This window comes from Pseudoalteromonas apostichopi (assembly GCF_030297135.1).
GTDB classification, from domain to species: Bacteria; Pseudomonadota; Gammaproteobacteria; order Enterobacterales; family Alteromonadaceae; genus Pseudoalteromonas; species Pseudoalteromonas apostichopi.
The window spans coordinates 2,759,644-2,777,527 of the sequence record NZ_AP028065.1 but is presented as its reverse complement, the minus strand read 5'-3'; the positions used below and the strand labels follow the sequence as shown (position 1 = coordinate 2,777,527).

At 41.0% G+C, this 17,884-nt stretch carries 20 protein-coding genes; 4 read left to right on the top strand and 16 right to left on the bottom strand.

What is annotated here, in order from left to right; all coding sequences use genetic code 11:
- Positions 1-113: 113 nt before the first annotated feature.
- On the top strand, positions 114-416 hold the full coding sequence (locus tag QUE86_RS12590; RefSeq protein WP_130052040.1) for a YebG family protein: 303 nt from the start codon (positions 114-116) through the stop codon (positions 414-416).
- A 62-nt stretch (positions 417-478) separates the two neighbouring features.
- Here the strand turns inward: QUE86_RS12590 and putP are convergent, their stop codons facing one another.
- The gene (putP, locus tag QUE86_RS12585) at positions 479-1,990 is read right to left on the bottom strand and encodes a sodium/proline symporter PutP (protein ID WP_130052041.1); all 1,512 of its coding nucleotides are present in this window, start codon (positions 1,988-1,990) and stop codon (positions 479-481) included.
- A gap of 370 nt (positions 1,991-2,360) precedes the next feature.
- On the opposite strand from putP, the gene QUE86_RS12580 reads away from it, so the two are divergent.
- A complete protein-coding gene (locus QUE86_RS12580) occupies positions 2,361-3,584 on the top strand; it encodes an EAL and HDOD domain-containing protein (protein WP_130052042.1) in 1,224 nt (407 codons plus the stop codon).
- 65 nt (positions 3,585-3,649) lie between these two features.
- Here the strand turns inward: QUE86_RS12580 and QUE86_RS12575 are convergent, their stop codons facing one another.
- From QUE86_RS12575 to ccmA, 10 genes are read right to left on the bottom strand one after another with little or no spacing between them, the layout of a single operon-like run.
- Positions 3,650-4,381: an MlaA family lipoprotein gene (locus QUE86_RS12575; RefSeq protein ID WP_130052043.1), complete on the bottom strand. Its 732-nt coding sequence runs from the start codon at positions 4,379-4,381 to the stop codon at positions 3,650-3,652.
- A gap of 9 nt (positions 4,382-4,390) precedes the next feature.
- Entirely contained in the window at positions 4,391-5,653 is a 1,263-nt protein-coding gene (gene ccmI, locus QUE86_RS12570) for a c-type cytochrome biogenesis protein CcmI (protein ID WP_286257591.1), read from the bottom strand.
- Complete coding sequence (locus tag QUE86_RS12565) at positions 5,654-6,115, bottom strand: cytochrome c-type biogenesis protein (protein ID WP_130052045.1); 462 nt, start codon at positions 6,113-6,115, stop codon at positions 5,654-5,656. It lies immediately after the preceding gene.
- Positions 6,115-6,684: a DsbE family thiol:disulfide interchange protein gene (locus tag QUE86_RS12560; protein WP_130052046.1), complete on the bottom strand. Its 570-nt coding sequence runs from the start codon at positions 6,682-6,684 to the stop codon at positions 6,115-6,117. Before QUE86_RS12560 ends, QUE86_RS12565 begins: the two co-directional genes overlap by 1 nt.
- Entirely contained in the window at positions 6,681-8,636 is a 1,956-nt protein-coding gene (locus QUE86_RS12555) for a heme lyase CcmF/NrfE family subunit (protein ID WP_178926723.1), read from the bottom strand. Before QUE86_RS12555 ends, QUE86_RS12560 begins: the two co-directional genes overlap by 4 nt.
- A gap of 1 nt (position 8,637) precedes the next feature.
- Positions 8,638-9,117: a cytochrome c maturation protein CcmE gene (gene ccmE, locus QUE86_RS12550; RefSeq protein WP_130052048.1), complete on the bottom strand. Its 480-nt coding sequence runs from the start codon at positions 9,115-9,117 to the stop codon at positions 8,638-8,640.
- The gene (gene ccmD, locus QUE86_RS12545) at positions 9,114-9,317 is read right to left on the bottom strand and encodes a heme exporter protein CcmD (RefSeq protein WP_167657948.1); all 204 of its coding nucleotides are present in this window, start codon (positions 9,315-9,317) and stop codon (positions 9,114-9,116) included. The genes ccmE and ccmD overlap by 4 nt, the downstream gene beginning before the upstream one ends.
- A 2-nt stretch (positions 9,318-9,319) precedes the next feature.
- Positions 9,320-10,057 (bottom strand): heme ABC transporter permease, encoded by a 738-nt coding sequence (locus tag QUE86_RS12540; protein ID WP_130052050.1) that lies wholly within the window; start codon positions 10,055-10,057, stop codon positions 9,320-9,322.
- 1 nt (position 10,058) lies between these two features.
- The gene (ccmB, locus tag QUE86_RS12535) at positions 10,059-10,745 is read right to left on the bottom strand and encodes a heme exporter protein CcmB (RefSeq protein ID WP_062569752.1); all 687 of its coding nucleotides are present in this window, start codon (positions 10,743-10,745) and stop codon (positions 10,059-10,061) included.
- Entirely contained in the window at positions 10,745-11,320 is a 576-nt protein-coding gene (gene ccmA / locus QUE86_RS12530; RefSeq protein ID WP_353506594.1) for a cytochrome c biogenesis heme-transporting ATPase CcmA, read from the bottom strand. The genes ccmB and ccmA overlap by 1 nt, the downstream gene beginning before the upstream one ends.
- A gap of 147 nt (positions 11,321-11,467) precedes the next feature.
- Between ccmA and fliK the strand changes: the two genes are divergently transcribed.
- Positions 11,468-14,095: a flagellar hook-length control protein FliK gene (fliK, locus tag QUE86_RS12525; RefSeq protein ID WP_286257581.1), complete on the top strand. Its 2,628-nt coding sequence runs from the start codon at positions 11,468-11,470 to the stop codon at positions 14,093-14,095.
- A 5-nt stretch (positions 14,096-14,100) separates the two neighbouring features.
- On the top strand, positions 14,101-14,409 hold the full coding sequence (locus tag QUE86_RS12520; protein ID WP_130052052.1) for an EscU/YscU/HrcU family type III secretion system export apparatus switch protein: 309 nt from the start codon (positions 14,101-14,103) through the stop codon (positions 14,407-14,409).
- Between the two features lie 28 nt (positions 14,410-14,437).
- Here QUE86_RS12520 and QUE86_RS12515 read toward each other — a convergent pair whose 3' ends face one another.
- Genes QUE86_RS12515 through QUE86_RS12495 form a run of 5 tightly spaced genes read right to left on the bottom strand, consistent with a single transcriptional unit; the run spans position 14,438 to position 17,879 of the window.
- Positions 14,438-14,842 (bottom strand): DUF2802 domain-containing protein, encoded by a 405-nt coding sequence (locus tag QUE86_RS12515; RefSeq protein WP_130052053.1) that lies wholly within the window; start codon positions 14,840-14,842, stop codon positions 14,438-14,440.
- Positions 14,843-14,857: 15 nt separating this feature from the next.
- Positions 14,858-15,355, bottom strand: a complete 498-nt coding sequence (locus tag QUE86_RS12510; protein WP_054553251.1) for a chemotaxis protein CheW — start codon at positions 15,353-15,355, stop codon at positions 14,858-14,860.
- Positions 15,356-15,376: 21 nt separating this feature from the next.
- The gene (locus tag QUE86_RS12505) at positions 15,377-16,135 is read right to left on the bottom strand and encodes a chemotaxis protein CheW (RefSeq protein ID WP_239976955.1); all 759 of its coding nucleotides are present in this window, start codon (positions 16,133-16,135) and stop codon (positions 15,377-15,379) included.
- A gap of 2 nt (positions 16,136-16,137) precedes the next feature.
- Positions 16,138-16,908, bottom strand: a complete 771-nt coding sequence (locus tag QUE86_RS12500; RefSeq protein WP_130052055.1) for a ParA family protein — start codon at positions 16,906-16,908, stop codon at positions 16,138-16,140.
- Between the two features lie 11 nt (positions 16,909-16,919).
- On the bottom strand, positions 16,920-17,879 hold the full coding sequence (locus QUE86_RS12495) for a flagellar motor protein MotB (protein ID WP_130052056.1): 960 nt from the start codon (positions 17,877-17,879) through the stop codon (positions 16,920-16,922).
- Between the last annotated feature and the right edge of the window lie 5 nt (positions 17,880-17,884).

Below are 17,884 nucleotides of genomic sequence, written 5' to 3'. Positions count from 1 at the left end.
AAAATTTCTTTAGATACTTGCAAAGTAAGGCCCGAAGCATTACTGTATATAAAAACAGTAATCAAAGTGGCGATTTTACGCTGCAAATGCCACGCTTAAATGCAGGAGAAATCATGGCTGTTGTTGTTAAATATGTTGTAGAAAGAAACGGAGTCGAGCGCATGACGTTTACTACTAAGAAAGAAGCTGATGCGTATGACAAAATGCTCGACATTGCTGAGTCATTAGAATTAATGCTTGAAAAAGTTGATGTACCATTAAGCGAGCAACAAATTGAATCACTAGCGCTTGAAATGGCTAAAGAAAAAGACCAATTTATGGCTGTACTTAAAGGTGCAAAAGAGGTTCCTGCGAAGCCTAAAAAAGCAAAATCAGACGATAACGTTGCAGATATAAAAGAAAAAGCTGCAAGCTAAGCATTGGTTATAAAATTAAAAAAAGGGCAACAAATGTTGCCCTTTTTTGTGCTTACTCAAAACTAAAGTGATGACTCAACTTCATCAAATAAATCTGTAATTTCTTTTTTCGGCTCAGTCGTCATTAGGCTCACAACAATAATGGCAATCGTTGATAAAATAAAGCCAGGGACAATCTCATAAATAATTGCACTTAGCGATTGGCCATCGATCTTAATTGGCGCGTAAATCCAAAACAGTACTGTTGCAGCACCGACAACCATACCACTGATAGCGCCTTGTAAGTTCATGCGCTTCCAGTAAAGGCTAAGTAGTACTAATGGACCAAATGCAGCACCGAAACCAGCCCATGCATTACTTACTAAATCCAAAATAGAGCTATCGCGGTCATACGCTAGGTAAATAGCAAACAGAGCAACCAAGATAACACTAATACGACCGACTAATACTAGCTCTTTTTGAGAAGCACTTCGGTTTAAATAAATCTTATAGAAGTCTTCTGTTAGAGAGCTTGAACACACTAGTAATTGCGATGAGATGGTACTCATAATCGCAGCTAAAATAGCAGCCAATAAGAAACCAGCAATTAGAGGATGGAAGATAAGTTCAGACAATACCAAGAAAATAGTTTCTTTATCATCAATTGGCATTTGGTTTTCAAGCATATAAGCAGCACCAAATAAACCTGTTAACACAGCACCAATTGCTGAAAGTGTCATCCACGACATCCCCACACGTCGCATAGTTGGCATATCTTTAACTGAACGCACAGACATAAAACGAACAATAATATGCGGCTGTCCAAAATAACCAAGACCCCATGCCATTGCAGAGATAATAGCAATCGTCGAACCACCAGCAAACCAGTCCATCATGTTAAGTGCATGAATTTCAGTTTCTTTTGGTGAGCTTAACAATAAATCATAGCGTGCATTGGCGAGTGTATCCATGAATGGTTGATCAAGCATAGTATATGTCGCAATTGGTACTGCAAGCAGCGAGATAAACATGATACAGCCTTGAACAAAGTCTGTAAGGCTTACTGCTAAGAAGCCACCAAACAAGGTATATAACACTACAACGCCAGTTGTGATATACAGACCCATTTCATAGCTCATATTAAATGAGTTTTCGAATAACTTACCACCCGCGACAACACCTGATGAAGTATACAAGGTGAAGAAAACAATGATTACTATCGCAGAAATAACACGCAGTATATTTTTATTATCATCAAAGCGGTTTGCGAAATAATCTGGAATGGTGATTGAGTCATTCGCTTTCTCAGTATAAACACGTAAACGAGGCGCTACTAAGAAATAGTTAGCCCAAGCACCGAGTACTAGACCTATAGCAATCCAAACTTTGCTTAAGCCGAACAGATACATTGCACCTGGTAAGCCCATTAGCAGCCAACCACTCATATCTGATGCACCTGCTGAAAGCGCAGCAACACTTGGTGATAAATTACGACCACCTAGCATATAACCTGATACATCGTCTGTGGATTGCTTATAAGCGTATAGCCCAATCCCCAACATTACGATGAAGTACAATGCTAACGAAATTATCATTCCTGTTTCCAAATTAGCCTCCAATAATTGTTTAATGTTGGCTTTTAATCCGAATAATGACTCGCAAGTTACTTAAATTTAAGACATTATTGGGGTAAAAACCGATATCACTCATGACTATAACATGCTTCTACCCTACAACTCCAATCAAGCCGTTCAGTGGCAGGGTTTACAATTACAACCTTTTCATAACAAAAATGTGATATTTAATCGCTAGTTATAGAATTTCATTACAATTTATCCTAGTCTTAGGATCACAGAAAATCAGTATTTATCCTCAAAAATGAATATTTAATTAATGCTATTTTTGGCACGATGACTTATATTGCTCATGGATAAATGAATTAACCGAAGTGGACTTGCTAGGACTATGTATTTTTACGCTGCACGCCAACCTATTTTAGATAAGGAAAAGAAACTTGTCGGCTACGAACTCTTGTTTAGGGATGGCGTAGATAACGTTTTTCCTGATATTGACGGTGATGAAGCGACATCTCGACTCATTGAAGGTAGTCAGTTCAATTTTGGTTTAGAAGATTTAACGGATAACAAACCAGCCTACATTAATTTCACTTTAGAGACACTCCAAAAAGGCTACCCACTTTTACTGGGTAAAGAGCAAGTAGTTGTCGAAATTCTTGAAACGATTCAACCGGGTAAACGTTTACTAGCAATGGTTCAAGATTTAAAAGAGCGCGGATATACGCTTGCCCTTGATGATTACATACACCAACCTGTTTGGCGCCATTTTTATCCGTATATCGATATTATCAAAATTGACTTTTTAACCTGTGATAAAGAGTCTATTGAATCCGTCGTTGAGGCAATCAAACCTCACCCGCACATCAAGTTACTCGCCGAGAAAGTTGAAACATACGAAAAATACCAACTTGCTTTGGACATGGGGTTTAGCTATTTTCAAGGCTTTTTCTTTTCAAAGCCTGAAATGGTGCAAAGTAAAACTTTACCACCTTCTGAGATGGCTCTTGCCGAGCTTTTATACGAAACCTCAAGTATTGATTTAAATCTCAGAAAAATCACCGAGGTATTTGAACGAGACGTTAACTTATCTTACAAGTTGTTACGCTATTCAAACTCAGCAGCTTTCAAACGCAGAGCTGAAATTAGCACGATAAAACAAGCGCTGATTGTTTTAGGCAGTGAAGAAATCAAACGTTTCTTATCACTTTTATTTGCTGCACAAGTTGCGGCAGATAAACCTGCAGAGCTGATACGTTTATCACTAACCCGCGCCCGTTTTGCTGAGTTATTAGCAATAAGCCATGGCAAGTTACGTGATACGGGTATGGCATTTTTAACCGGTATGATGTCGTTAATGGACGCTATCCTCGATGAAGATATGCCAAGCGTAATGGGTAAACTTCCTCTTACAAATGAAATCAAAGGTGCTTTGCTTCATGGTGAAGGATTACTAGCGACTTATTTACGCTTAGTAAAATTTTATGAACAAGCTGAGTGGGATAAAGCAAAGGATATTCAAGAAGAACTCGGTCTTAAACCCGAAGAAGTACCTGATGCTTACCACGATGCATTAAGCTGGTCTAATGAACAAATGGGTGTATTTGGAGATTAACTTCCCCCATATAAACATAAAAATGCCAGCAATTGCTGGCATTTTTATTGGTTTGATTTTTTAGGTTAGAGATTTTCTAGGAAATCTTCATCAAAATCATCGGGTTCTTTTTCTACTGGTGGATTACCATCATGTAGCTCATATAATTGACGCTGGAAGTAGATATCCTTCATAAAAATGTAAGGGTCTAACGACTCATTTAATAAGCTCTCTTGCGGCATCAACGAGGCACGTGCTTCAACGGCTTTTAGCGCAAATACCAGAATAGTTTGTGGTGTGGTTAGTGTAATTTCAGGTAGAACGAAGTTATCTACCACATCACCAGTTAGATTTCGTGCTGTACTTGGCCCCATACCTGGGATCATTAAATAAGCACCATCACCGACTCCCCATACACCTAGGGTTTGACCAAAATCTTCATCGACAATTTCTAAACCAAGCGATGAGGCTACATCAAATAAGCCAAGTAGACCTACCGTAGAGTTCACTAGAAAGCGCGCTAAACTAATACCCATATTACCTGGTTTACCCTGCAGACCAGCATTGACCATATCTGTCGGCGCTGTAATGTTATCAGTAAAATTAACAATACTGCGTCTAACAGGGGTTGGTGTCACTGTGACATAACCAACGGCTGCTGGACGAAGAATATAGGCATCAAGCACGTCCATATTAAAATCATACATAGGACGGTTAAACGACTGTAATGGGTCTCGCTCATCCACTTTTTCTTCAGGTATCTGTGCGCATCCTGCAAGTACTAAAAAAAAGATAAAAAATATACTGTGCCTAAACATCGGCTATCCTTACGGTATTAACTCATTAATTAGCAGTGAATATTCTTTAACGTTTGCACGCTCTAAGACATCCGACTTGCCTTCCAACTCGCCGCTTGAAGTTACCACAGTTGCATCTTTTGATAAACGCGCAGTTAAAATAATTTTATCGACACTAGATAGATTCAGACCTTCAACCATCGCATTAGTATCACTTAAAATCACTGTTAACGGAAAACTATACTCTGTCATTTTAACTACAGCCAATGGCATTTGCGGGCCACTTGCCGCTTTAGCAAAAATAAACAATGTACCGTTTTGCGGCTGTGAATCGGCAAGTGCAGGGTCTAAATCAACTGTGATGCTAATTTCACTGCTTGTAGCCTCTGCTAATTCAGTCTTTTTGACTTGCTGATCATTACTTAAATGGGCATCGATTTCGGCAATACGCTCTGCAATCATGCTATAACGTGGGTCGCTTTGCTGCATACTTGCAAGCAATACTTCAAATGCTGTTTTAGCTTGAAGCCAATCTTTACGCTCATAAGCAATCAATGCTAATAATGAGATTGCATCAATATTAGTTGGCTCTGCTTTTAGCACTCTTGATAACATAGTCGCTGCTCGAGACATATTCGCATCACTGCCTTCCATTAGCAAAACTTGCGAGTAGCTGATCAGCACTTGTTTGTTATCAGGATTCATTTTAAGCACTTTATCAAATGACTGCATTGCCATATCAAATTCATTTAATGACATAGCAACACGACCTAGTAGCATCCACGCCACTTCATCGTCACCACTTTGATCAAGCTTAGTACGCAGTGCTAAAGCAAAAGCTTGTAGCTCATTCGGTGTTAAAGGCTCACCTTCTTGCATAACGGCACGCTCACCGTATGACTTAAGATTAGCCATCGCGTCATGCCAGCCTTTAATTTGCTGCTGACTACCGGTATAACCATAAAAGATAGCTGTTAAAACAATCAAAAAGCCTGCGCCAGTAAGGGCAAAAATACGGTTATTACCTTTACTGTTCAACGCTTTTTCAGGCGACAACTCATTGAGTAAACGACGTTTTTGTTCGATAACTGACTCATCGTGCATTTGTGCATCAATACGTTGGTTATCGAGTTCAGTTTTAAGTTCATCTAAACGTTGATGATAAATTCGGATTAACTCCGAGTTTGCATTGTGATCAAGACGTTGAATACGCTCACGTTTAAAAAACGGTACGACAACAAATAGCAATGCAATCAGTGTGAGTAAAACAAAAGAAGCCCACATTAATGCCATCTAGCTTTGCTCCTGACGTTGATTTTGTTCAATTAATTTTGCAAGTAATGCTTCGTCTTGCTCTGTCCATGTTTGTTTCACTGATGCCTTGCGTTGGCGTAAAACAATAAAGCCAAAGCCAAGAACCACAATCAATACAGGCAATACCCACAATACCAAGGTTGCTGGTGTGACTGGTGGATCGTAGTGTACGAAGTAACCATAACGGTCAATCATGTAATCAATGACTTCATCTTTGCTTTTGCCATCTTTTACCAGCGCTAACACCTTATCGCGTAAGTCTTTGGCTACAACCGCGTCTGAGTCAGCTATATTTTGGTTTTGACATTTTGGACAGCGCAGCTCTTTGGTTAGCTCACTAAAGCGAACGGCTTGTTCTTTATCATCAAATTGATACTTGTCTTGCTCTGCAAATGCTGTAAACGTGATAAACAAACTTACTAAAAAGATCACGAGTCTCATTACTGTAACTCCTGCATTAACGGTGCGAATTTAGCACGCCATACACGCGGATTAATATCACCTGTATGGTGCAGCAAAATAGTGCCTTGCTTATCGACTAAGAAGGTTTCTGGCGCACCAGAAACCCCTAAATCAAGAGCTAAAGTGCGCTTTAAATCTAAGATATTAAATTGATACGGGTCGCCGGCACGATTAAGCATGCTAGTTACGTCTTCACGTAGTGCGTTAATATCAAACTGACCATCGAAATCAGGGTCATAGCCTTGTTCATAGTATAAACCAACTATCTTAACGCCCTGCTCTCTAAGCTCAGTTAAGTAACCTAACTCAGCTAAACAAGTCGGACACCAAGTACCCCATACATTAAGTAGGTAAACTTCACCTTTTAAATCGGCGTCAGTCCAACGCTTTGACTCATCCATCAAATCTGGCAAGTTAAAAGTAGGCATAGCCTGCCCAATACGCCCTGTTTGTAACTCACGAGGATTAGCAAACAAACCTTGATATAAAAACACACACAGTAAAACGAACACCAATAAAGGCGCTAGTGCGATGAGTTTACGATTCATACTAAAGCCTCCTGCTTAGTCGACTTCTGGCGATAGCGTTTATCACCAAGCACTAAAAAGCCTGCCAGTGAAATCAAGATACCACCGAGCCACATCCAACGAACATAAGGTTTATGATAAATACGTAACGACCAAGCACCTTGGCTTAATTGCTCACCCAGTGCTAGGTATAAGTCTCGTGTAAAACCGGCATCAACAGCCGCTTCTGTCATAAATTGCATACCAATATCATAACGACGCTTTTCAGCATGTAAAACGGTCACTTTTTTATCGTTTTTCAGTACAGTGACGACACCTGCATGACCACTATAGTTTGCGCCACGAATTGTTTTAACACCGTCAAATCGGTACTGGTATTCATTTAAAGCCACGGTTTCGCCAGGCTTCATTGATACATCACGCTCAACTGAGTAAGCAGAAGTTAACGTTACACCTGCAATCACGAATGCTAAACCAATGTGACCTAAAACCATCGCCCAGTAACTTAGCCCTAGTCGTTTAAAGCCTTCGCCTAGAGAGCTATGAATAGTCACTTTTGCAGCTAAATCAACAAGAGTGGTAACAAAAATCCATACCGCCAATGCTGTTGCAATAAAAGTAATTGGCGCAATCACGTCGTAGCTTGAATACAACCATGCCGCCGTTGCAACTAAACTTACTGCTGCCGACAGAACAAGTTTGTTCTGCAGCATTGACCATTTGTTTTGTTTCCAACGTAACAGTGGACCCATACCCATTAAAATGGCAAATGGCACTAGTAGAATAGCAAACATCTTGTTGAAGAAAGGCTCACCAATCGAAATACTGCCTAAGCCAAGCTCTTTGTGGATCATTGGCAGTAAAGTACCTAGAAGTACAATCAGCGTTGCCACAACTAAAAATATATTGTTTAACCAAAGGGCAACTTCACGTGAGGCAAACTTATAACGGCCCTCACTTTTCACCTGTGAAACACGCAGTGCATACAGCGATAAACCGCCACCCACAACAATGGCTAAGAAAGCTAAAATGAACATACCGCGATTAGGATCTGACGCAAAGGCATGCACAGATACAATAATGCCCGATCGAACAATAAAAGTACCAAGTAAGCTTAGAGAGAATGCCGCAATAGCCAGTAACACTGTCCATGACTTAAATACACCACGTTTTTCTGTGGTTGAGAGTGAGTGTAATAGCGCTGTTGCCACAAGCCATGGCATTAAAGAAGCGTTTTCAACGGGATCCCAGAACCACCAGCCGCCCCAGCCTAGTTCTGAGTATGCCCACCAACTACCGATGGTAATACCTAAAGTTAAAAACCCCCATGCAGCCATAGTCCAAGGACGAGACCACTTGGCCCAAGTATTATCGAGTTTACCAGTAAGTAGCGCAGCGATTGCGAATGAGAAAGACACTGATAGACCTACGTAACCCATATAAAGCAATGGCGGGTGAATAATCATACCTGGGTCTTGCAGTAATGGATTTAAATCGCGACCTTCAACTGGGAAATACGGCAATAGACGTTCAAATGGGCTCGACATTAACAAGGTATACAGCATAAAGCCGACACCTAAAAAGCCTAACACACCAAGCACTCGGGCACGTAAAACCCAAGGCAATGATTGCGAGCGCATAGCAACAACGGCTGTCCAACCTGCTTGCATCACTAACCAAAGTAAAATTGCTCCTTCATGACCACCCCATGTCGAAGTGATTTTGTAGTACCAAGGTAAGGTGCTACTTGAGTGATAAGCAACGTACGATACGGTAAAGTCGTCGGTTAAACTGGCATAAATAAGTGCTGCAAATGATAAAAGTACAAATACGAACTGCCCAATTGCTAATGATGGAGCTGCGCGCATTAAACGTAAATTGCCGGTATGCGCCCCCCACAAAGGAAAAATACACAGTAAAACACTGAGCACCATAGCCAGTGTTAAAGAAAAATAACCGAGTTCTGGGATCATATTAATTACCGTTCTCTAAGTTATACGTCGGTTTTTCGTGTTTAATACCTTTCACTGCTTCTGCAACTTCTGCTGGCATATACTCTTCATCATGCTTTGCAAGAACTTCAAAGGCATCAATTTCATTCGCTTTTACTAACACGCCCTGCGCCACAATCCCTTGGCCTTCACGAAATAAGTCTGGCAAAATCCCTTGATAATTAATGGTCACCATAGGGCCTTTATCTATTAACTTAAAGCTTACCTTTAAGCTTGATTCATCTCGAACAACTGAGCCTGGCACAACCATGCCACCTATACGTAGCTTCTGACCGATGTGCGGTTTTTCTTTATTTGGTCCTTTACCCTCAACAAGTTCACTTGGGGTATAGAATAGATTGATGTTTTCTTGCAGTGCATAAAGCACTAAACCAATGGTTGCACCCACACCAAAAATAATGGCTACAACAGCTAATAAACGTTTTTTACGTCTTGGATTCATTGCCCTGCCTCTTGCTTCGCTTTCTTAATGCGCTCTTCACGTTGTGCTTGCTGCCTAACTGAAGAGAAAATACGCTTTGTATCGTTTAACGAACTAAATAAAATACCGAGTAAAATCAATGCACAGCTGCCAAAAGACAACCACACATAAAAGCCATAGCCACCCATGGCAATAAAATCTGAAAAAGAATCAAACTGCATGATTAACCTCGCTTAAGCATATCACGCACCCAAGGGCGGTGCTTTTCACGTTGTAAAATTTCGTTTTTAAGGCGGATTAAAGTCACAACCCCAACAAAACCTGCAAACGCAACTATGTTCACCATTAATGGCCAAAACATGCTTGGATCAATGGCTTTAGTATCAAACTTTGTAATGGTTGCACCTTGATGCAAGGTATTCCACCACTCTACAGAGAAGTGAATAATCGGTAAGTTGATAACTCCAACAATCGCTAAAATACAGGCGGCACGACCCGCTGCTTTTTTATCTTCAAAAGCATGATAAAGCGATAACACACCCAAGTATAAAAATAACAGAATGAGCTCTGAGGTAAGACGCGCATCCCACACCCACCATGCGCCCCACATAGGCTTACCCCATGCTGCGCCGGTAATTAGTGCTATCGCTGTCACACATGCCCCAACTGGTGCAATTGCAATTACAGCAAGTTCAGCATTACGTAATTGCCATACTAGTGCGATCACTGCTGCAATCGCCATAGAAGAATAAGCGCCCATTGATAAAATTGCTGAAGGCACATGGATAAAAATAATTCGGTAGCTATCTTTTTGTTGGTAATCGGCTGGAGCATAAGCAAGCCCCCAGACCCATCCAACAATCATACAGACCACCGTAACGACGGCGAAATAAGGCAGTAAGGTGTTACACAATTGGTAAGCACGATCTGCTTTTGCGTAGGGATGTAACCACTTCCACATATTAACTTACACTCACTTTCAATGCTGACGATATGGCAATTGGCGCCGCTATAATCGCTACGATTAGCATGGCACCAAGAATTGCAAGCTGTCCGCTATAGGCAAGCTCCATAGAGCTGGTATCAATAGCAGAGGTTGCAAAGATTAGTACAGGGATATACAAAGGCAAAACAAGCAAACTCATTAGAATGCCGCCTTTTTGCAGTCCCACAGTAAGTCCAGCGCCAATTGCGCCAATGAAGCTAAGCAATGGTGTCCCCAACAATAACGTGAGAACAGTTGCTAAAAGCGCTGAACTTTCTAAATTCAATAACAAAGCAAATACCGGTGTCATTAACACTAAAGGCAGCCCCGTAATAACCCAATGAGCCGCAACTTTTGCAAGCACTGTCAACGGTAATGGATACGAAGAGGCAATTAATTGCTCTAATGTTCCGTCGTGATAATCATCACGAAATAGTTTATCTAGGCCTAACATTGTCGATAGTAACGCAGCAACCCAAATAATACCCGGAGCCATGCGAGCTAGCAGTCCAGGCTCAGGGCCAATTGCTAACGGAAAAAGTGTAATAACAATAAGAAAAAACAAGATGGGGTTAACGATTTCAGCACGCTGACGAAACGCTAATTTCAGATCTTTAAAAAAAACCGCAGAGAATAATTGCCAATACGAATGCTGCTTTACCATCAGTGGCGATACTCCAAAGTCACTGTTTTTAGGTCACTAAATTGTGTCGTTAAATCTTGGTGGGTGGTTAAAAGAATTGCGCCGCCAGCATTTAAATGCTCAACAAAGCGTTCTTGCAAAAATGCTACACCGCTTTTATCAAGAGCCGTAAATGGCTCATCAAGGATCCATAGCTTGGCACTATTTAACCACAACCTTACTAAGGCTACACGGCGCTGCTGTCCTGCTGACAACATGCGAACAGGCACATCTTCAAGGCCAACTAAACCTATTTTTGCTAGGATCGGATATAAGTCTTGCTTGCAATCATAACCATTAATTTTTAGCCAAAATGCAGCATTCTCAAGGGCAGTGAGTTGCGTATTTACACCGGTTTTATGGCCGATGAACATTAGCTCTTGTGCATATTCATCATAGTATTTTGTAATCGAACGCTCTTGGTAAAAAACATCGCCTTCATCTGGCATAGCGAAACCCGCGATAATGCGCAATAATGATGTTTTACCAGCCCCATTCGGACCAGCTAACTGCATAATTTGCCCCGATTTCAAGCTGAAATTAAGATCCGCAAACAAACAACGATCTTGCTTGATGCAGGTGACGGCCTTAATGTGTAACAAGATGACGATTCTCTATACCCAAAATTAGGCGTTAGTCTACCATAATGATAGGGTAATACGAATATTGCTTTAAAACGATTAACTTATATTTGATCTAAAATAATGAATAAACAAAGCCAGTTGACTCTCAGCACTCAGCTTAATCTAGACCAAAAAGCAATAAGCAGTGCATCAGAACACTCACCAAATGATGCCTTAAAAATGCTGGCTGAGCAGAGCCTAACTGCCCGTAATATTGTGATTGGTAAGCACAGCGTGCAAATGGACGTGCTAATCAATAACTCATGGCAAACTTTACGCTTATCAACAGAGCAAGAGAATCTCAAAACTGAGCGCTTTTTAGCGGCCAACATTCAATTAAGTAGTGATGGTAAACAGCTGACTATCACACCATCACCGCTGACGATTACACTTGGCAAAAGCCAGCAGTTACAAGCACTACTGAACTTGCTAACGCAAGGGAGTGCAAATACAAATCTGCCACACCCAGCTCAAATTGCGCCAAGCAAACCTTTACTACAACTACCAACATTAAAAACAGAGTTTACTCTTAACAATAGCCTCGTTGCTCTTTTAAAAGCTGAAGCACCACTTAAAGCCATTTTGCTGCCTGCTACCAATCAACAAAACAGCTTTAACTTAAATATTATTAATCGCTTTGGCGATTCATTGCATCAACAAAGTGTTAACCAACAAAAAGTAGCCGAGTTGGTGGCTAAGCTAACCCCTGAAATGAACTTAAAACTAGCTGGGCAGCAAGTGCAACTGAGTGTTGCTAACAAACAACAAAACGAATTAATTCTACCTCTTTCAAGAATGTCGCCAAAGCAAGCCAAACAGATTCAAGCCCAGTGGCAATTTCACCCGCATGCATTAAAACTAATCCCCCAGCAAGTTAAAAATACTGTTGAACTGATAAATAAAGCACCTGTGCAACAAATACTGTTAAAGAATTCGCTGTCTGAAACATTTAACCAAGCATTAAAAAGCCAAGCTGTTGAACCTAAGAATACGTTGTTAGCACCATCGAGCAGCTCAAATTCACCAATTAGCTCTTGGCTAAAAGACAGTTTTGCTGATTTAAAAACGCGTATTAGTGATGCAGTGCGCTATTTTGAAAAACTCCCTGCTACCACAAAAGCTGCTGTTAACCAGTCAACGCATCAGCTGATTGAAAGCAAAAACATGATTAGCCAGCTAGGCTTTAATGCTAATAAAATCAATATAATAAAGTTTGCCGCTGTTCAACAAACCGCGCCACAACACGCTGCGTTCCAAGTAGCGCAAAAAGCCAGTGGGCCAGTTACAGCTAATACGCCATTACCTACGTCTAAACAGACAGAATCATTAACCGAAAGTCAGTCTGCAAAGCAAGTTAGTTTACCCGTAAGCTATAACAAGGCGGCACCTTTAATACAACTATTGCAGCGAATAAAAGTCAGTTTAGAGCCGCTTGTTAATGCACAAACTCAGGCGAGTCAATCATCAACAAACAGTAGCAAAACACAACCTTCTTTGCTGAGCACAGATAATACTTTGCAAACAGCGCCTACAGACAACAAAGCTGTTAATACACTGAGTTCTGGTAAGCCTGTACCTGAACAGCTTGCTCAAGTTAAAAGTAATCTTGCAAATTCAGTAGTTAAAAATAGCAGTGAGCAGGTTATACAAACTAAACAAGCGACATTAAACTCAGCGACTCGAGCACTTAGTGAGCAAACCGCAGGGTTACAAAAAGTTGCTCAGCAGCAAACTCAATTACACGCCCCTTTTTTAGCTTTGAAAGAACCGAACTTGAGTCAGCCATTATTGCCGATAAGACCGATTGAAGCGGCACTGATTTCGAAACTATTACCGCTTCCTGAAAGCAAGCCTATAGCAAGCATACCTCTACCGGTGCAATTAACAGAAAAACTTGTAGCACTGAGTGAACAAAATACATCATCTTCAGTAGATTTAAATCGACTCGTTAATCAAGCATTTAATCGCATGATCTCGAGTCAAAACATGCACCCTACAACGATTGAACGAGAACTTTTAAGTATCCTCAGGCCAACAGCGCTGCCTAGCCAAACTCAGCAAGCAAGCTTTAGCCAAGGGTTAGAACAATTAGCAGTGGCTACACTTGCCGCACCAATTATTAACCAAGCACCAACCAACCTTAGTTTTAATAATCAGACAGGTCTTGATGCCTTACTGCAAGTGTTAGTGCCCAACTTTAAAGCCGTTAACGGCAGTAAGTTACTAGAACAGCTACAGCAGCCTGCGATGCAAGCTATGGCAGCTGAAGCTTCACAACTAAAAAACACTTTGGCTCAGGTGCAAACAACGCCCATCAATCAGCAACAAGATAACAGTGCTTTGGCGCAGTTTTTCTTGCCGATGAAGTTACCTCCTGATACTGGGCAAACAGAAATCAGCTTAGGGCAGTATAAAAAGCCAAGTAAAAATAAACTCGAAGCTAAGAATGTCTGGTTTGTGCGGTTGAACTTTGATTATGCCCAGCTTGGCAAGTTACAAATTACCGCAGAGGTGATGGATAAAGCAGTTGATTGTCAGTTACTCGCTTCTTCACAAGAAGTAACCGCACTTGCTCATCCGCACTTAGAAACACTGCGTCATAAATTAGCTGGCCATGGCTTAAATGTAGGCGAGCTAAACTTGCAGCAAGGTACATCAAGCCACCAAGCTTTTTATAAATCGCATGCGATTATTAATATTAAGGTGTAATATTTATGAGTGAACAATCGGTGCATAAATCAGCAATTGGCCTACTATATGAAGCAGGCAGCTCACCACGAGTAACCAGTAAAGGCTTTGGTGAATTGGCTGAAGAAATCGTTAAACTTGCTGAGCAAAAAGGTATTTTGATACACCAAGATGCTGACTTAGCACAAACCTTATCGCATCTTGAGTTAGGTGAAGAAATTCCAAAAGAGCTTTACTACGTGATTGCAGAGTTAATTGCTTTTTCATATGTATTACGTGGTAAATTTCCACCGGGTTGGCAAGATTTTCAGGGTAAGCTCAACATTCAAGCTTAGGGTTCAAAAACTCAAATAAAAAAGCGCCTCATTGGGCGCCTTTTTGTTTATGAAGTGACATGAGCAGCTCTGCTTCGGCTCTGGGTAATTCACATTCACGAATTATTTCTTCTAAATCAGCACCTAGCTCAACCATTTTTACCGCTCGCGAATAAATTTTCGCATTCGGATCATCATATTTTTGTGCATCTTGCAGCTGCTCAAGCTCTTTACTTTTCTCTTCAACAGCGACAACTCGTTTGCCAATACTAAGCATTCCGGCACGCATTTCAGCCACTTCGCTACGCAAAATACTCAACTGTTGCTGAGCTTCTTGTAGCTGCTTTTGCTTGGCTTGAATCGCCACCGCTTGCTTATTGTTATTGACAAAAATAAGCCCCAAACACACTAATACAAGCAAGATTGAGGCACCAAACAAAGAGTATAACAGCATATAATTTCCAAACGCTTATAGTGCGCTTAGCTCGTCCCACTCATCGTCATTTAATAATTTATTAAGATCAACCAAGATCAATAACTCACCATCACGGTTTGATACGCCTTGGATAAACTTAGCACTCTCTTCAGTGCCAATATTTGGCGCACTATCAATTTCAGAGCTACGCAGGTAAACCACTTCAGCAACACTGTCGACTAAAATACCGATCACTTGCTTTTCTGCTTCGATGATGACGATACGTGAATTATCAGTTACCTCTGCGCCCATCAGACCAAAACGCGCACGAGTATCAATAACAGTAACAACATTACCGCGTAAGTTGATGATACCTAACACATAAGAAGGCGCACCTGGCACAGGAGCAATTTCTGTATAGCGAAGTACTTCTTGTACTTGCATTACATTAATGCCGTACGTTTCTTCTTCAAGTTTAAAGGTTACCCACTGTAACACTTCATCGTTGCTATCAGCGTTTTTATTTGCTGACAGTAGTCTTTCTTCACTCATGCTATTACTCCGTAAAAATAGTTACTGCTCACGGCTGTCTAAGCCCTGCTCTAGCAATTGATTTAAATTTTCAACGTCAATCAAGGCGCACATTTTCTCTTTGATGACACCTGCAAGCCAAGGCCGCTTACCTGATTTCGCTCGCCATTTTACATCTTCTTTACGAAGCGTAATATTATTTACGAGCTTTTCAGCCAATAATCCCCATTGACTGTCGCCTAAGGTGATTAAATACTGATAATTTAGTGATTGTTCTAATTTTTCATCATATTTTTCTGGCATTACCCAGCGTGCTGTGTCAACAACATTAAGCTTTTCTTCTCGGTTAAGCATTACACCTTTAAACCATTTAGGCTTGCCAAATAATTGATTAACCTCTCCCAGCTGATGAATTCCCCCTAATGCTTTTAAAGGTACAGCAAGAGTTAAACCCGCCACTTCAAAGAACAACGCCTGAAACTCACCATCAAAATAGTCTTCTTGACGATCAGACGAAGTTTTTGCAACCAGTTCAGCTTTAGGTTCTGCAACTATATCTTTGATATTAGCTTGGTTCTCGGTTTTCTCAAGCTCTTTAGTCGGTTCAGGGGTCGGTAAAGCATATTTTGGGGTAGGCTGAACCTCTGTCAGCTTTTCTTCTGTCTTAGTTTCAGGCTCTTTAACCTGCTCTAGTAACTTTGCAACCGGCTCTAGATTTTCTTCAGTAGGCTCATCTTCACACAACAAAGCGCCCAAATATTGGGTCATCACTTTTTCATTGGCAAATAAATGCTTACTCATCTTTAACCCTGTGCAATTAAGTAATCAAGCAGTGCGCGATATGCAAACACGCCACGTGAGCGTGGGCAAAATTGAATCGGCACCTGTTGTGCTAAACTAGCATCTCGAAATTTTGTATCGACGGGCACCACGCCTGACCATACTTTATCTTTGTAATTATCCTGCAGAGTCTTATAAGCTTCAAGTGATGCTTTAGTACGTTTGTCGTACATTGTTGGAATAATCGTATATTGGTACTGTTTTGCTTGCGATGTTTGCATCAGCTCCATCGTACGCATCATACGGTCAAGACCTTTCAAGGCCAAAAACTCTGTTTGTACTGGTACTAATATCCGTTCGCTCGCGGCAAGTGCATTCACCATTAAAACACCTAAAACAGGTGGGCAATCAATAATTGCATAATCGTAATGGTCACTAATTTTAGCTAGTGCTTTTTTAAGTATCAGACCCATACCATTTTTATTGCCCATGCTTCTATCTAGCGTAGCAATTGCCATTGTCGCCGGTAAAATGTCAAGATTCTCTAGCGTAGATGGGCACAGAGCCTGTAAAACTTCTTCACTGGCCATACTATTGCCGCGTGCAAAGATATCATACACGCTGACTTCAAGCTCTTCAGAGTCAATGCCAAAATAATAAGTTAATGATGCGTGCGGATCAGTGTCAATAAGTAACACTCGTTTTCCTTGTAAAGCAAGAATGCCAGCAAGGCTAACAGCTGTTGTTGTTTTCCCTACCCCACCTTTTTGATTCGCTACGGTCCAAACTTTCACATCACACCTTATTATTGTTCATTGCGCGTGGTAATCCTAATGCCACCGTGCGGTAATTGAATCACTTTAATGCTGTTATCATCACTTGGCAACTCAATTTCTGTCGTCTTTTCCGGTTGATTTTGTGATTCTTGTTCAGTACTTTGCGGCTCTTCGGGGGGTAAACCATACTTCGATAACGCTACGACCACTTTACGGTTCTCCGCGCGACCTTGCTCAGTGTCATTACTAGCGAAAGGTGAATATTCACCATAACCTTCAATTGCCATTCGAGCAGGATTAATACCTAAACTCTCAAGTTCAACAAGTATTGATGTTGCACGGGCTACCGATAACTCCCAGTTAGAGCGAAACATTTCATTACGAATACCTTCGTTATCAGTATAACCACGCACGCGGATATAGTTATCAACAGGCGCTATAATATCTCTAACTAAACCTACAACTTCCTTTGCACGTTGCTGTGCAACAGCACTGCCCGAAGAAAACAACATACCTGAGCTTAGTTCAATAATAAGCCAGTCTTGATGAAGCTCTAAACTTGCTTCACCATCACGAATTTCATCAATGAGTGCAGATTGTAGTTTAGTTAGCAAACTATCAAGGGGCTTGCCTAGATGCTTTTTATCAATATTACTCGTTTCACTTTGCCCATCAAGTAATTCAGGCCCTTGCTCATCCTTTCGGATACTTTCACCGTAAAGGATGTCTTTTTCTGGACTGACTCTGTCTGTTAAAATTCCGGTGCCGTTCACTCCGGTTCCAACTTGCTGTTGCTCACGAGCTGATTTCTCGAAAACCTGCTCAAGCGAATCGGAGAGAATTTGAAAGTCTTCATTTTTATTAATTGCTATGGCATACATGACCACAAAAAAAGCAAACATGATAGTCATGTAATCGGCATAAGAAACAAGCCAACGCTCGGTATGTTGGTTTTTTGACGTGTTATGACGCAGACGACGGCGCATCATAATAA